Source organism: Paraburkholderia adhaesiva, assembly GCF_021390575.1.
GTDB classification, from domain to species: Bacteria; Pseudomonadota; Gammaproteobacteria; order Burkholderiales; family Burkholderiaceae; genus Paraburkholderia; species Paraburkholderia adhaesiva.
Genome location: NZ_JAJEJQ010000002.1, coordinates 1,226,382 through 1,240,865, shown reverse-complemented (window position 1 = coordinate 1,240,865; position 14,484 = coordinate 1,226,382). Strand labels below are relative to the sequence as shown.

The 14,484-nt window shown below is 64.2% G+C and carries 12 protein-coding genes and 1 pseudogene; 10 read left to right on the top strand and 3 right to left on the bottom strand.

Features of this window, described 5'->3' with window-relative positions:
- Positions 1-125: 125 nt before the first annotated feature.
- From L0U80_RS21205 to L0U80_RS21180, 6 genes are read left to right on the top strand one after another with little or no spacing between them, the layout of a single operon-like run.
- Complete coding sequence (locus L0U80_RS21205) at positions 126-290, top strand: hypothetical protein (RefSeq protein WP_233869560.1); 165 nt, start codon at positions 126-128, stop codon at positions 288-290.
- 2 nt (positions 291-292) lie between these two features.
- Entirely contained in the window at positions 293-1,195 is a 903-nt protein-coding gene (locus L0U80_RS21200; protein ID WP_233869557.1) for a YqaJ viral recombinase family nuclease, read from the top strand.
- Complete coding sequence (locus L0U80_RS21195; RefSeq protein ID WP_233869554.1) at positions 1,192-2,274, top strand: hypothetical protein; 1,083 nt, start codon at positions 1,192-1,194, stop codon at positions 2,272-2,274. Before L0U80_RS21200 ends, L0U80_RS21195 begins: the two co-directional genes overlap by 4 nt.
- Positions 2,275-2,284: 10 nt before the next feature.
- Positions 2,285-2,512, top strand: a complete 228-nt coding sequence (locus L0U80_RS21190) for a hypothetical protein (RefSeq protein WP_233869551.1) — start codon at positions 2,285-2,287, stop codon at positions 2,510-2,512.
- 43 nt (positions 2,513-2,555) lie between these two features.
- Complete coding sequence (locus L0U80_RS21185; protein ID WP_233869549.1) at positions 2,556-3,152, top strand: hypothetical protein; 597 nt, start codon at positions 2,556-2,558, stop codon at positions 3,150-3,152.
- Between the two features lie 18 nt (positions 3,153-3,170).
- Positions 3,171-3,461, top strand: coding sequence for a hypothetical protein (locus L0U80_RS21180; protein WP_233869546.1), 291 nt, complete (start codon positions 3,171-3,173; stop codon positions 3,459-3,461).
- A 3-nt stretch (positions 3,462-3,464) separates the two neighbouring features.
- Here the strand turns inward: L0U80_RS21180 and L0U80_RS21175 are convergent, their stop codons facing one another.
- The gene (locus tag L0U80_RS21175) at positions 3,465-5,201 is read right to left on the bottom strand and encodes a recombinase family protein (RefSeq protein WP_233869543.1); all 1,737 of its coding nucleotides are present in this window, start codon (positions 5,199-5,201) and stop codon (positions 3,465-3,467) included.
- A 47-nt stretch (positions 5,202-5,248) separates the two neighbouring features.
- Between L0U80_RS21175 and L0U80_RS21170 the strand changes: the two are divergent.
- The 3 genes and pseudogenes from L0U80_RS21170 to L0U80_RS21160 form a co-directional block, all read left to right on the top strand.
- A pseudogene (locus L0U80_RS21170) lies at positions 5,249-6,133 on the top strand (aldo/keto reductase); the annotation flags it as partial.
- A gap of 425 nt (positions 6,134-6,558) precedes the next feature.
- Positions 6,559-8,046, top strand: coding sequence for an RNA polymerase factor sigma-54 (locus tag L0U80_RS21165; RefSeq protein ID WP_233869541.1), 1,488 nt, complete (start codon positions 6,559-6,561; stop codon positions 8,044-8,046).
- Positions 8,047-8,474: 428 nt separating this feature from the next.
- A complete protein-coding gene (locus L0U80_RS21160) occupies positions 8,475-8,897 on the top strand; it encodes a transposase (protein ID WP_233869538.1) in 423 nt (140 codons plus the stop codon).
- Between the two features lie 18 nt (positions 8,898-8,915).
- On the opposite strand, the gene L0U80_RS21155 is transcribed toward L0U80_RS21160, so the two are convergent.
- Entirely contained in the window at positions 8,916-10,580 is a 1,665-nt protein-coding gene (locus L0U80_RS21155; RefSeq protein ID WP_233869535.1) for a bifunctional aminoglycoside phosphotransferase/ATP-binding protein, read from the bottom strand.
- Positions 10,581-10,820: 240 nt separating this feature from the next.
- Here L0U80_RS21155 and L0U80_RS21150 point away from each other — a divergent pair, with 240 nt between their 5' ends.
- Complete coding sequence (locus L0U80_RS21150; protein WP_233869532.1) at positions 10,821-11,786, top strand: acetyltransferase; 966 nt, start codon at positions 10,821-10,823, stop codon at positions 11,784-11,786.
- Positions 11,787-11,830: 44 nt separating this feature from the next.
- Here L0U80_RS21150 and L0U80_RS21145 read toward each other — a convergent pair whose 3' ends face one another.
- Positions 11,831-14,239, bottom strand: coding sequence for a phosphoketolase family protein (locus L0U80_RS21145; protein WP_233869529.1), 2,409 nt, complete (start codon positions 14,237-14,239; stop codon positions 11,831-11,833).
- Positions 14,240-14,484 lie beyond the last annotated feature (245 nt).

Genomic DNA, 14,484 nt, shown 5'->3' with positions numbered 1-14,484 from the left:
TCATGCCGCTGGCCACAATTATCAAAAAAAGCGTAATGAAATCAGGCAACAGCGCAAATCGGTGTGGAGTGGGTCGCTGGCGCTCACACATGGAGCGTCCATCGTAGAGGACCTGGAGACGTACCGTGAACGACTGCCGTTTTGATCTGCGCGCGCCGATGAGCTACCGCGCGACGCTGCGCACGATCCCGAAATCGCTGCATCGGCCATGGTGGCAGCAGCGCTACCAGTTCCGCGAACCGCGCGTTGCCATTTCCCGGCTGTGGTTGCTGACGCACCGGGAGATGTAGCGATGAATGCGTGTGAAGAGCGGGTCGCGCCGCGAAGCCGGAGCATCGGCGGCAGCAATGCCGCCGCCGCGCTCGGACAGTCGCGCTACAAGACCATGCACCAGTTTTTCCTGGAACTGACCGGACAGATCGAGGCCGATGAGGTCGGGGCCGACGCCGCCGAGCGGATCGCATTCGGCGTCGCGATGGAACCGGTCATTGCGGACATGTACGCACAACGCTACAGGGTGAAGCTGCGACGGCCTCACCAGATCGCCCGCCATCGCCGCTATCCCTGGATGACGGCCAGTTATGACCGCCTCATCGTCGGTCGCCGTGAAGGGCTCGAAATCAAGAATGTCGATGGCCTGGCGCATCGGCTGGGCGAATGGGGAGATGAACATTCGGACGCGATACCGACCGAATACCTGCTGCAGGTTCATCACTACCTGGCGGTCTCGGGCTATGAACGCTGGCATCTTGCCGCCTGCGTCGGCGGCTGCCGTCTGGTCGTCTATCACGTCGAGCGCGATCCCGAGATGATCGAGGAGCTGGTCGAGGGCGAGCGGCACTTCTGGGCGTTCGTGGAGCGTGGCGAAGCCCCGCCGCTCGACTACGAGCACCCCTCCGCAATAGCGCTGCTGAAAAGAATCTATCGCGGCACCGACGGTACCACGATCCGGTTGCCCGCCGAAGCGGAGGCGATGCACTACGCACGGCTCGATTTCGAGGAGCAGGCGAAACTGATGAAGGCAGGCGCGGACGCGGCGCGCGCACGCCTTCTGCAGATGATGGGCAACGCGAGCATCGGCGTGCTGCCGAACGGCGGTTCGTATCGCCGCGCACTGATCGAGCGCAAGGCATACGAGGTCGAGGCGACGCGCTATATCGACTTCCGGTTCAGCCGGAAAGGAGAGCCGCAATGAATGACGTGATCGAGTCCCTGTCCGCAGACAGGAACGTGACCGAGACGGCAGGCGCACGGCTGGAACAGAGCCGCGAACTGGCCGACCTGCAGATCAACTATCTGATGGCGCAGCGTTTTCCGCGCGACGCGGTGCGCGCGATGGACCGGATACTGCTGGCGTTCACACGTAACACGCTGGCGGAACACAGCCAGTACCAGTATGCCCGCGGCGGCGAGGATATCCGGGGGCCGAGCATCAAGGCGATGCAGGAGATCGGTACCCTGTGGAGCAACCTCGACATGGGCTGGCGCGAACGCTCGCGCGGCCGCGACGGGTCCGGCGTTCCGTTCTCGGAGATGGAGGCGTGGTGCATCGACTTTGAAGCGCGCTCGCGCAAGCGCGTCGCGTGGATCGTGCCTCACTGGCGGGATCGCAGCGAAACGCGCGGCGGCGGCTATGTGCTGCATGACGAGCGCGATGTCTACGAGCTGTACGCCAACATGGCACAGCGCCGCCTGCGCGAATGCATCAAGGCAATCGTTCCTTCCGACGTGGTCGAACGCGCGATGGAGCAGGCTGACGCCACCCTGAAAGCGACGGCGGACACCAGTGCCGCAGGCATGGCGAAGATGGTCGAGGCGTTCGCGCCGCTGGGTGTCACGAAAGACATGATTGAGCAACGTATCCAGCGGCGGCTGGATGCCATCACGGCGTCCCAGGTGGTCAACCTCAAGCGCGTCTACGTGAGTCTGCGCGAGGGCATGAGTACGCCGTCCGAATGGTTCGAGGTCCCGGCCACGGATGCCGGTACGACCGGCCCGGCCGGGCCCGAAGGCTCGCGCACCGCCGCGGTCAAGTCACGCATGAAGGCGCGCAAGGCCACGCGCGCCGCAGGCCGCACCAGGAGGCCGGACGAAACTTTCGATGACGTGAAGGCCGCGCTGCAGGGCGCGGCAACGATGGACGCGCTCAATGAGGCGGCAGACCGGATCAGGCATCTGCCGGATGCTGCCCAGCGTAACGAACTGGCGGACCTGTACAGCGTGCGCGCCGCCGATCTTGACGAAGGAGGCCCACAAGATGGGACACCTGAATGACACGTTTGAAATGATCGACACGGTACTGAAGTTCAGTTCGTTCGGCCCGGAATGTCACGATATCGCGAAAGTTGCCTATTTTCTCGGTGCCCGCGCCATGATGGACGCGCTGACCCTGGCCGCAGGACAGGAGCCGGAACAGGCCCGGGCGACGCTGGCTGGGTGCCGCGCGGAATGGCATGCTTTCACGGTGAAAACGGCAGAACGGGCGCTCGCGCTGATGGAGCAGCAGACGTGATCGGGGCACGGACTTTCCACGACACCTGAAATGAGGTCACACCATGAAACTCACGACAGCGATGCTGGCGTTGCTGACGGCCCAGGACGTCTTCGATTTCGTCGCGTGCGAACTGCTGCGGCAGAACGCACGCGCCCTGTCCGGCTCCCGGTGCCGCTACCGCGCGCCGGACGGTCGGCGCTGCGCGGTCGGCTTTGTCATTCCCGATGAGGAATACCGGGCGCAGTTCGAGGGCGGCGGCGTGGTCAACATGATACGGGTCGCGCACCTGCTCGGGTGCAGTTCCGGCTTTACGCGGTTCCTGCTGGCGCACCAGAGTCTGCTGGGCTATCTCCAGCATATGCACGACGAACACCCGGCTGATGCATGGCCGTTGCTGCTGCGCGAGATTGCCAGCCTGTTCGGGCTGCATGCGCGCGAGGTTGAGCGGTGGAGGGCCGGACATGCGGCGCGTGAGTCCGTTACCGTGGACGCGCAGCCGGAGGTCCCCGGGTTCGCCTGTACGCGCTGGCGCGAATTCATCACGGAACTGCTTGCCGGTTCCGTATCAGCGTACATGCTGTTCGATCCGGCGCTGGCGGGAAGTGCCAGCCCTGTTGTCATGCAGTGCGAAGTATCGCGCGAAACGGTCTGCACCTGATCCAGGCGCGCAGGAGGAATGGTGGTGATAACCGTGAAGGATGGCGAGAAGCTGGACGGCGGGAAACTGGAGTACGCCGTTGTGACGGCGCGTATGTGGGACGGCTTTACCGTAACAACGGCGGACGGCGATCCTGCGGTATTTGCTATCCTGGACGAAGCGGGCCGCGTTGTCGAGTCTGGTCCGTATCTCGCCAGACACCTGTGGGAAATCGCTGTGTTGTCCTACCGGTGTTATCTCATACGTGAAAAAGCCCTGAAGGTCTGGTCGGAGCCTTCAGGGCGTTTCGAGGAGCGCGGGGACCCGTGACGCTCAGGCGGCGTCCTTCATGGCCGCTGGCACCCAGGCCAGTGCCGCATGGTTACTGTTTTCCAGCAACACGGGTTCGAAAATCGGGTCCTGGACATATTCGCCAGTCTTGCGGTCGAGCCACAGGACAACCACGATGTCGCGTTTTGAAACGAAACACAGGCCAATCCTTTCGCGATCTGCGAGGCTTATCTCGATGCGCCTGAACGTGTCCATCACAAGCTGGCGTGCTTTCATGCGCGCGTCAGGGTCGAGCGCTTCGACGCCTTCGCGAAGTTCTGCCCAGGCATCGGCGACTGCGGGTCGCGCATGGCGGCTCAATGATTCGAGTTCGTGTTCGTAGTCGGAGACCTTGCGCTGTTCCGCGCCCAGGCGCTCCTGGAGTTCCCGCGTGAATGCCTTCATCGCTTCAGGCGTAACGCTATCGTCCGAGGCGGCGGCCATCATGAATTTCCGTATCTGCTTTTCCGTACCGGCGACGGCCTGGCGCGCGAGCGCGAGCGCATCGGCTATCTTGCGGCTTCGTTCATCGTGGTCAGCGAACAGTGCCGCCAGGTTCATCTGGTCACTGCAAAACTTCATGAGCGCGCGTTCGATCGGAATGATCGAGCAGCCATGAACGCGACAGCGGTTAGCGGCCTTCTGCCATCCGCTGCACAGAATCCGCCGTTGTCCGTCGCGCAAGGTTCCAGTGTCCTTTCTGACATACGGCGCGGAATTCTGGTTTGCCATCGCAAAGCCACAATGTGCGCAAAAAGTAATGCCGATGCCAGTCATGATGCCGGTGACGCTACCCCGGCCCGCGCGCCGTCCACGCTGGCCCCGCACGAACTGGAGGGACGCAAATTCCGCTTCGGTCATGACAGCCGGATAGTAGCCATGGAGCACGAACGTTTGCGTTTCAACGTGGTTCCTCGGGTCGCCTTCGACAGTCACAATCTTTTCGCCCAGGAGACTGCGGTTTTCCATGATCTTGTGCGCGCGGCACGCATCGGACGTACCGGCCGGAATGGGGATGCCCCGTTCGCGCATCACCGCGAAGGCGCGCGAAGGGCCGTAGCCTTCGCGGTAAAGGTCAATCATCGTCCGCACGCTTTCGACCTGTTGCGGGTCGAGGTCGAAGGCGCGGCGTTCGGGGTTGTACCTGACCCAGGCCGGATCACTGCCCGCGTTGAGCCTGCCACGCCATTCACCCGTGACCCAGTTCTGGCACTGGCGCCTGAGTGCGTCGCGCACGCGGCGGCCCTTGGACGCGCTTTCATCGTGGGCGCGGATCATGTACGCAAGCGCCACGAACAGCGGCGAGGGATCGCGTTCCAGTCCTTCCTTGCTGTACACCTGGCCGTCGTCGGCCGTAACGATGGCGACGCCCGAATCAATGATGTCCGAGAACTGCCGCTGCGCGTTGATCGGTTCGGCGCGGCTGAGGCGGTCGAGTGACTCGACCAGGAGCACGTCGCCCGCGCAGACAAGTTTTTTCTGGCGGATGGCGGCAAGGAACGCGCCAAGCGCGCCTTTCCTGACGTGCTCGCCCTTGTAGGCGCTCAGGCCGTGGTCAAACATGGTCAGGGAATCGTCAATGACGTAACCGTGTTCGCCAGCCCAGCGGCGCGCATAGTCCATCTGGCGGGCGAAGCTGTCGCCCTTGTCCTGCCTGGCGCTGGAGAAGCGGCCATATACAAACAGGCGGGGCTGCGTGGTCGCTGCGGCAACGGGCCGTGTATTAAGGGATTTCTTCATGAATCTGCCTTTCAGACGTGAGAGCAGATTCAAATATATATAGACTGTTTTTCGGGACCGCCGATGTCTATTCGCAGGGCGTGTCCGAGCAGATTACCGGTCAGGCGCTCAAGAACCTGAAGATTCCGCGCGAGCAGGTCGTCATCGCGACGAAGGTCTTCGGGCAGATGGGCGACTCGCCCAACGAGACCGGCGCCACGCGCTACCACATCATGAACGGCGTGAAAGCGAGTCTCAAACGTCTGCAACTCGAACACATCGATCTCTACCAGATCCATGCGTTCGACCCGGCGACACCGATCGAGGAAACCGTGCGCGGGCTCGACGCGCTCGTTCAGCAGGGCCATGTGCGCTACGTGGGTGTCTCGAACTGGGCGGCGTGGCAGATCGTGAAGGCGCTCGGCATCGCTCATCATCACGGGCTGGCACGCTTTCAATCTCTGCAGGCTTACTACACGATCGCGGGCCGCGATCTCGAGCGCGAACTCGTGCCGATGCTCAAGAGCGAAGGGCTTGGGCTGATGGTGTGGAGTCCGCTCGCGGGCGGGCTCCTGAGCGGCAAGTACGGTCGCGACACGGAAGGTGAGGCGGGTAGCCGCCGCACGACGTTCGACTTTCCGCCGGTGAATCGCGAGCGCGCGTGGGACTGCGTGGATGCAATGCGCTCGATTGCTGACAAGAAAGGTGTCTCGGTCGCGCAGATCGCACTTGCGTGGCTGTTGCATCAGCCCGTGGTGACGTCGGTGATCGTCGGAGCGAAACGCGTCGATCAGCTCGATGACAACGTGGCGGCGACGAAGGTCACGCTCTCGGCGGAAGAACTTGCCGTCCTCGACGATGTGAGCCAATTGCCTGCCGAGTATCCAGGATGGATGCTCGAGCGCCAGGGTGGCCAGCGGCGCGAGCAGATCAGTCGGTCGGAGCGCGGTTGACGCGTTTTGGCGGATGGTGACCGCCCGCCGTCTGGCGGGCGATGCTTTTGCGCCTTGCGCGTGACGTGCCGCGTCATGCCGTGTCGCGGCACGTCACGCGGTGGTCATTTTCTGTCTGAACAGCTATCCGCAAGCGCGGTGCCGCTTTGCGCAAAATGGCCGACGCATCAGAAGCGGAAACGGGGCGGGTGGACGACACGAGCATTGGCAGGTGATCGGGCCAGGAGGCGACTCCCCTGAAGGCGGCGCCAGAACGGCGCGACAATCTTGCCCGTCGATTGTAAAAACGTCCGGCCGGGTGTCGCGCAACGGCACCGAAGTGATTTCCTCGCAAGTCCCGATCCTGTTTCAAAACAGAGGCTTGTGAAAACTGGCATAAGTGTTGCTTAAGTCCGTTCGTTTCGACCTTCACGACCGGGATCGCCATGCCTTCTATTGCGTTACACGCGCGCCAGCAAATTGCGCTGACGCCGCGCCTGCAGCAGGCTGTGCGGCTGTTGCAGCTATCGTCGCTCGAGTTCCAGCAGGAGCTTCGCGAAGCACTCGACACCAATCCGTTCCTCGAATACGTCCCACCCGCCTCGGAGACGGGCGACGCGACAGAAGGCTCGCCAGGCGGGGTGCCGGGCGCTGAAGCTGCCGCGGCGGTGGCGCCGGTTGGCCCGGTCGAGACGACGGGCGGCAGCATGGATAGTGCAATGGAAGATGGCTCGATGCAGCCGGACTCTCCCTCCTGGACGGCGGAAACGTCGGTGTCCGGATTGCTGCGCCCGTCGGCCCATCGCGACGCCGACGACGGCGACTCCGAGGCCTCCGAGTGGGTCCGCGTGCCGGTTTCGCTGCGCGAGCAACTGCACGACGCGCTGCGCCTTCTTCCGCTCGACGACCGCGACCGCCTGGCGGCGCAGCTCGTGATCGAAGCGCTCGATGACGACGGCTACCTGCGCCAGGATCTGGCCGATCTCGCTCAGGTCGACGGCGTCGGCTACACGCTCGACGAAGACCGCCTGCGCGTAGCACTGCGCGTGGTGCAGACGCTCGATCGGCCGGGGATCGGCGCCCGCTCGCTCTCCGAATGTCTTGCGCTCCAACTCGAAGCCATGACCGACCACGCCCCCGAGCGCGATCTTGCCCACCGGATCGTCACGGATCATCTTGAACGGCTCGCGCGTCGCGAGAGCGGTGAGTTGCAGCGTCAGCTCGGCTGCGACGCGCACGCCCTTCAGGCCGCCTGCGCGCTCGTGCGCCACCTCGATCCGAAGCCCGGCAATCAGTACGGCCGCGCGGACGGCGGCTATGTCGTACCTGACGTCATCGTGCGTCAGGTGCGCGACCGCTGGGTGGTCAGCGTCAATCCGGCGATCGAGCCGCGCGCCCGCATCCACAAGCTCTATGCGGAAATGTTCGCGCGCTCGGGAGAGACGAGCCGTTCGCCGCTCGCGCAGCAGTTGCAGGAGGCGCGCTGGCTGATCCGCAATGCGCACAAGCGCTGCGAGACGATCTTGCGCGTGGGCGAATGCATCGTCGCGCGGCAGAAGGCGTTCTTCCAGTACGGCGAGATCGCGCTGCGGCCGATGCTGCTGCGCGACGTCGCCGACGAACTGGGCTTGCACGAATCGACGGTTTCGCGTGCGACGGGCAACAAGTACATGGCGACGCCGCGCGGGATCTACGAATTCAAGCGCTTCTTCCCGCGCGAACTGGAGACGCGCACGGGCGGCACCTGCTCGGCAGCGGCGGTGCGCGTGCTCATCAAGGAGATGATCGACGCGGAAGACCCTCGCGACCCGCTCTCGGATGTCGTGCTGACGCACGAGCTGGAGAAGCAGGGCGTGCAAGTGGCCCGACGGACGGTGACGAAGTATCGACAGATGATGAAGCTGCCTGCCGCCGAGATGCGCAAGCAGTTCTGACTCGCCGGCGGGCGGGATTCGTCTTCGACGCCTGCCGGGGCGCAGTGGCGACCGGATAGCGATCCGGATTCAGACCGTGCGCATCAAGCGCGCCGTGACCGGGTATCGGCGGCGCGGCGTATAGCGGGCTTCGCGCCGCTCGCGTTGTCGCGGCGTGCAATGCCGCTCGCTCGACGAAATGACATCCTGCGGGCGCGCCTACCTCCTGGCCGCCGATCACACAGATGGACAAATGCGTTGCCTCCGCTCGTTAGCGCGCGCGGCCTGCGTTCGATCGCGACTTAGTGCAGCGTGCCGTGCGAACGGTCATGAGGTCGCCGCGCCGGAAAGGGCCAGATGATCAAAGGTCGGAGCGTTTTCGGTGTTGTCTGATGTTTTCCGACGTCTTACGGCGGTAACGTAGGACGGTTGCTGTCGGTGAAATATTTATGGAAATCCAGACATCCTCTCGTACCTGCCCGGAATTGACTGAAACACAGTGGCAAAGCATCGGGCCCCTGTTTCACGGGGACCATCCTGATGCCACGCGGCGTGGCCGTGGCCGGCCGGCGCACAGCGCCCGCGCCGTGTTCGAGGCCATCCACTGGGTGCTGTGGACCGCGTCGGTCTGGGCAGCCTTGCCTGAGCGCTATCCCGATTTCCGCACGTGCCACCGGCGCTTCAAAGTCTGGTTCGAAGCCGGGCTCGTGCAGCAAGCCATGAAGAGCCTCTACGGCGATGAGGGGCTTGATCTGTGCGCGGCGATGGGCGAGCGCATGCAAGCGTGTCGCCGTTCGCCCGGCTTCAAGCCGCGTTTTCGCACCTCCCCCGGACTTGGCTGGTCCGTCGCTCAGCACAAAGCGGACAATTGACGAACTGACGTCAGCAGATCATCCGTCTGCTGACTCTTTTTCGTACAAACCTTCGATCCGGTCGAAGAGCGGTGTCCACCAGGTCGTGGTGGCGAACGCCGCGACCGGTACGTCCGTGTCCAGATCGACCGAAATGCGCTGCTCCGAGGGATCGAGCGGGTCGGCGCTCGCCATCTGCGCTGCGAGTACTGCTTCGCCCGCGTCCGACGCGTCGCGGGGCCCGCGAGCGCGTGCATTTACGCGTTCGACGAGCCGCGCGGTGTCAGCGTGAAAGTTGAGTATCAGGACCGGTACGCCCAGCTGTTCACCGAGCGCAATGAAGCGCGCGCGATGCGCGGACTTCAGGAACGTCGCATCCACTAGCGCGGTATAGCTCGCGCCGAGCACACCGGCGGTCAGCCCGGCGAGCCGGTCGTAATGCGCTGCGATTGCTTCGGGCGTGTAGGCGCTGGCCGGTAACGCCTCAAGGTCGGGCGGGGCGAACGGCTGCGCGCGCTTGCGTTCGGTATCGCTCGCGATACGTATCGCGCCGGTTTGCTCGGCCAGTGCGCGACTGGCCACCGACTTTCCCGATCCCGACAAGCCGTGGCACAGCAGAAGCGAAGGCGTGCGGTTGCGTGACGTTTTCGCGGCCAGATCGAGATACGGAGTCCAGGCGCCTTCCCGCGCCGCCGCGGTTTGCGAGCGCGGCGGACCTGCCTTGAGCAGCGCCACCATCGCCCGAACGAGCGCCCGGTACACCACATACAGCGGCAGCGCGGCCAGTCCGTCGAAGTCGCCGGTCGCCTCCAGGTAGCGCGCCAGCAACCGGTTAGCGTGGCGGCCGTGTCCATGCGCGCGCAAGTCCATCAGCAGGAACGCGAGGTCGGCGGTGACATCGATCCAGCGCAGCTCGTCGCTGAATTCGATGCAGTCGAACATCAGCGTTGTGCTTGCGTGGCGCAGGAGATTGTCGAGATGAAGGTCGCCGTGACACGCACGCACGAAGCCTTGCGCACGGCGTGCGTCGAGATGGGCGGCCTTGCGTTCGAGTTCGCTTTCGCAGTAACGCCGCAATCCCGCGGCTTGCACGGCCGCAGCCGTGCGCGGATCGTGTTCGAGAGGCGCAAGCGCCGCCAGCACCTGGTCGTGCAGCAACGCCGCCGTCCCAAGCCTCGTGCCTTCACTAACTAGCCGCTGCGCATGGATGTGGTTCGCAGCGAGCTTTTGCGCGGCAGCGTCGATGTCGGCGAAGTCAAGTTCGCCATGGTCGACGAGGCTCGAAAATAGCTGGCGCTGATCGAAGCGCCGCATTCGTACTGCATAGTCGATAACGCGTGCGCCGCCTTTTCTCCGGCCGAGGTGGCATCGTCCTGTATCGATTGAAATCGGTTTCACATCGAGATAAATCGGGCCTGCGAATGGCCGGTTGAGCCGGATCTCGGCTTCGCAGCAACGGCGGCGCGCATCGAGTGAGGTGAAGTCGACGAAACCGAAATTGACCGGCTTCATGATCTTGTACGCGTAGCGTCCGGCCAGATAGACCACCGAAATATGCGTTTCGATGCGCACCACGCGGCCCGCCGGATGCGGATAGGTGGCGGCCCGCCGCAGCGCTGCATCGATCGTGCGGCTATGGCGCCGGCCTGCGCGCAGGCGTTTGACTTGTTGACGTGAGACTGTGGAACGGGGCGTGTCGGACATAAACCGATACGGGATAGGATGTGATGTCCGAGCATACACGGCAGCATGCGAGACCGGCGCGAGCGCGTGAGTTGGGTATGGCGTCGCGCAAAAGATATTTGCAGTCGCCCGACGCTTGTACAGTTGGGCAGCTTCGGGCCGCAGATTGACCCAAATGCCGTGCGCGGACATTGGCACTTTGTCCGAATGGCCTATGGTGCGCGATACTGTGTTGTTTCGTTGAACTCAAACTGACAGAACATGGCGCATTTCGACGTATTCAACGGCGACGCGGACGGCCTCTGCGCGCTGCATCAACTGCGGCTCGCAAGGCCGCGTGAGGCCACACTGATCACGGGCGTCAAGCGGGATACCGAACTCATCGCGCGTGTTCCCGCGCGTCGAGGCGATTCTCTGACAGTGCTCGACATCTCGTTCGATTCCAATCGCGACGCGCTCACGAAGCTGCTCAACCAGGACATCCCGATCGAGTATTTCGACCATCACTACGCGGGCGATCTGCCGCAAACCACGAACCTGGTCGCGCATATCGACACAACTGCGGAGGTTTGCACGAGCGTACTGGTCGACCGGCATCTGGGCGGCCGTTACCGCACATGGGCGATCACGGCAGCGTGGGGTGACAACCTCGGGTCGACGGCGCACTCGCTCGCGACGCAGGCCGGACTCACCCAGGCGCAGGAAGATCAGTTGCGCGAACTGGGCGAGTCGATCAACTACAACGCCTACGGCGACGACGTCGCCGATCTCATGATCGCGCCGCAGGCACTTTACGAGCGGCTCAAACCGTACGCCGATCCGTTCGACTTCATCGCGGCGGAGCCCATCGTGCAGCGTCTGGCTGAATGCCGCGAGGACGATCTCAGGCTCGCGAAGACGATTACCCCGCTGATCGCACTGCAGTACGGCAGCGTTTTCGTGCTGCCCGACGAGCCATGGACACGGCGCGTGCGCGGCCTGTTCGGCAACGTGCTGGCGAACGAGGATCCCACGCGCGCGCACGCCGTGCTGACCACGAACCCGGACGGCAGCTATGCCGTGAGCGTGCGGGCACCGCTCGCGAGCCCGCGCGGCGCCGATGAGCTATGCCGCGGATTCCCGGGCGGCAATGGCCGCGTGGGCGCGGCGGGCATCAACTGTCTCGCGCACGACCGGATCGATACCTTCGTGACGGCGTTCGCGCGCGTGTTCGGACGCAGGCGCTAAGCGCCGCCACTCTACTGCGTTTCCCCCGCGCGTAGCCTTATCCGTTAGCCGTGTTCGGGCTGGGCGTCACCGCGCCCCCCGGACCAGCGCCAGTTGCGGATCTCAGGCATGTCGTCGCCGTAGGTGTCGACGTAGCGGCGGTGCTCCGCGAGCTTGTCGTGCAGCGTTTGCCGCACGTGGGCCGCGCGCTGCGAGAGCCCCTCGACGCGATCGATCACCGCCTCGCACAGGTGGTAGCGGTCGAGCCGGTTCAGCACGGTCATGTCGAACGGCGTGGTCGTCGTGCCTTCCTCGATGAAGCCGTGCACGTGGATGTTCGCGTGGTTCGCGCGCTTGTACGTGAGTTTGTGGATCAGCGTCGGATAGCTGTGGTGCGCGAAGATGACCGGGCGGTTCGTCGTGAAGAGCGAGTTGAAGTCGGCGTCGGAGAGACCGTGCGGGTGGCGGTCGGCGGGTTCGAGTGTCATCAGATCGACCACGTTCACCACGCGTACCTTCAGGTCGGGCAGCCACGTGCGCAGCAGGTCGACGGCGGCGATCGTCTCTAGCGTCGGCACGTCGCCGGCGCAGGCCATCACGACGTCCGGTTCGCCACCTTCGTCGTTGCTCGCCCAGCGCCAGATGCCAATGCCGTGCGCGCAATGGCGGATGGCCGCTTCCATGTCGAGCCATTGCGCCTGAGGCTGCTTGCCCGCGACGATGATGTTGATGCGGTTCCACGTGCGCATAACGTGGTCGGTCACGACGAGCAGCGTGTTGGCGTCGGGCGGGAGGTACACGCGCACGGTGTCGGACTTCTTGTTCACCGCGTAATCGATGAAGCCCGGGTCCTGGTGGCTGAACCCGTTATGGTCCTGCCGCCACACGTGCGATGTGAGCAGATAGTTCAGCGACGGCAGCGGCCTTCGCCACGGAATCTCGCGGATCACCTTCAACCACTTCGCATGCTGGTTGAACATCGAATCGATGATGTGGATGAACGCCTCGTAGCACGACATGAAGCCGTGGCGGCCCGTCAGCAGATAGCCTTCTAGCCAGCCCTGGCAGGTGTGTTCGCTGAGGATTTCCATCACGCGGCCATCGCGCGCGAGCTGGACGTCTTCGGGCAGCATCTCAGCGAGCCAGGTGCGCGACGTCAGTTCAAACACATCGGACCAGCGATTCGATGCCGTTTCATCGGGGCCGAAGATGCGGAAGTTGTGCGACGGCAGATTCACGCGCATCACCTCGCGCAGGAACGCGCCCATCACACGCGTCGCCTCGGCGTTGACGAGGCCCGGCGCGGGTACGTCCACGGCGTGGCGCTCGAACGGCGGCACGCGCAATTCGCGCACACGGCCGCCGCCATTCGAGTGCGGGTTCGCGCTCATGCGGCGCTCGCCGTGCGGCGACAGCGCCGCGATCTCGGGCAGGAGCCGGCCGTGTGCGTCGAACAGTTCTTCGGGGTGGTAGCTGCGCATCCAGCTTTCGAGCAGCCCCAGGTGCTCGGGATTCTCCAGGTTGCCGAACGGTACCTGGTGCGAACGCCACGATCCCTCGGTCTTGAGGCCGTCGACGGTCTTCGGTCCGGTCCAGCCTTTCGGCGTGCGCAGCACGATCATCGGCCAGCGCGGGCGCTCTGTATTGCCTTCCTCGCGCGCGGCGCGCTGGATGTGCCGGATATCGTCGAAAACCTGATCGAACGCAGAGGCCATCAGCGCGTGCATGACGGCCGGATCGTCGCCTTCGACGAACACCGGCTCGTAGCCATAGCCGCGCATCAGCGACGCCAGTTCGTCGTCACCGATGCGCGCAAGCACGGTCGGCCCGGCGATCTTGTAGCCGTTCAGATGCAGGATCGGCAGCACGGCCCCATCCGTCACCGGATTCAGGAACTTGTTCGAATGCCACGCGGTGGCGAGAGGACCGGTTTCGGCTTCGCCGTCGCCGATCACGCACGCCACGATCAGGTCGGGATTGTCGAACACCGCGCCATACGCGTGCGAGAGCGCGTAACCCAGTTCGCCGCCTTCGTGGATCGAGCCCGGCGTTTGCGGCGCGACGTGACTCGGTATGCCGCCGGGAAAGCTGAACTGCTTGAAGAGGGCCGCCATGCCTTCCTCATCCTGCGGAACGTTGGGCCACGTCTCGCTGTAGGTGCCTTCGAGCCAGGTGTTCGCAACGACCGCCGGGCCGCCGTGACCCGGACCGGCGAGGAAGAGCAGCTGGAGATCGCGCTCGTTGATGATGCGGTTCAGGTGCGTATAGAGGAAGTTCAGTCCCGGGGTAGTGCCCCAGTGTCCAAGCAGGCGCGGCTTCACGTGCGCGAGCTGCAGCGGCTCGCGCAAGAGCGGATTCGCGAGCAGATAGATCTGGCCGACCGACAGGTAATTGGCCGCGCGCCACCAGGCATCCATGCGGCGCAGCAGATTCTCGGAGACGGGCGGGCGAGGGGCGGGAGAGGCTTGGCTCATGCGGTGCTCCAGTTGCGCAGCAGACGCTGGACCGGCCGAGGCGGGAGTCGCGCGCGTGCCTCACGGTGACCAGGCGTCTGCGGGTTGGATATTCTTGGTGTCACGCCATGGTGCCACGATTGACGAACGGTGTGCGCTTGCAGCAACAGCGGCAGTGCTGGAGCAGTTCTTTCGCGAAGGTTGTGCGGTGCTGCGCAAATCCCGCTCATGTGCTTGCCGACGCGCGATGAGCTTCGCGCCCCGTG